The organism is Limimaricola cinnabarinus (genome assembly GCF_002723615.1).
GTDB classification, from domain to species: domain Bacteria; phylum Pseudomonadota; class Alphaproteobacteria; order Rhodobacterales; family Rhodobacteraceae; genus Limimaricola; species Limimaricola cinnabarinus_B.
On record NZ_KZ305010.1, the window covers coordinates 1 to 1,111 of the forward strand.

The 1,111-nt window shown below is 64.1% G+C and carries 1 protein-coding gene; it reads right to left on the reverse strand.

The features are described from left to right. Positions 1-293 precede the first annotated feature (293 nt). Positions 294-1,111, reverse strand: an 818-nt coding sequence (locus CJ301_RS18420; RefSeq protein WP_173812397.1) for a vitamin K epoxide reductase family protein, incomplete at its 5' end; no start/stop codon positions are given.

A 1,111-nucleotide genomic window follows, 5' to 3' on the forward strand; every position in this document is an offset into this window, starting at 1 on the left:
GTCGTCCTGCCAGTTGTCTACGCGCTCTATCTTGTCCTTCTGGTGGTCTGGGTGCAGCCCTTCGGCACGGGCGGATGAGGCATTCATCGTCGCACCGCACCGCTCAATGCAGCGGAACCGAGGTCCCGGAGTGCCCTGTCCTGGACGCCCTGTTGGACTGAGTGCCGGCTACTCCTGCCCGACCGCCTCGCGGAACAGGGCCGCCAATAGACGTAACGCCGACCCAAGGTGCTGAGATATCTGCCTCGTCAGCTCGACCGCATCTCGGTCCGGCGCAGGGATCGCCGCGAGTTTCAGACCACGTATCGGTCCCAGCTGCCGTAATGCTCCGCGCTACGTCGGCCCCGAGGCAGGCTGAGAACGATCAGTGCCAAGCCGGCCAGGATGCCAACGAGGCTTCCCGGGACCGTGCCGCCCCCCAGCAGCCAGGGCGCGATCACGAGCCACAGTCCGAACCCCAGGTTGAGAAAGCGCAGCGGGCGCGCGACCTCGGCCCATGCGATCACGGCGGTCGTCAGGACCAGCGCGCCTACCAGATGATCACTGCCCGCCAAGGGCATCTCGTTGCCGAAGATGGCGCGTGACAGCATCAGGAAGGCGCCGAGGGCGGCGCTGAGGCCAAGGGTCCATGGGACGGTGACACCGCGCGCGCTTTGCCGAAGCAGCTTCGTAGGCACGGCATCGAAGCTCATCGAACCTCCGCTTGTCGACCCCGGCAACGCATCGCCTCGGAAGAATGCGCGCCAGAATGGGCGGCCGCGCCGCGTATTCCAGATCATGAACTGGATCATTGCCACGATCTCGTCGAGCGAGAACGGGATCATGATCAGCATCGCCGCCGCCGCCAACAGGCAGATCGTGCAATAAGTGCCAATCGTGATCGGCTGAATGATGATGAAGTAGATGCTTACGATCCCCAATGGACCGACGACGATGCCGAAGAGCGCGACCATCCATGGCATCGTGCGCCACCGCTTTCGACTGCCCATCACCCCCATCAGGATCTCGAACATGTAGCTCATGGCGCCCAGCCCTCCGTCGGCCACCGGCCAAGCCTTGGAGACGTCGGAGGTGACGATATATTCGCTGCCGTTCAGAGCCGACGGAGAGG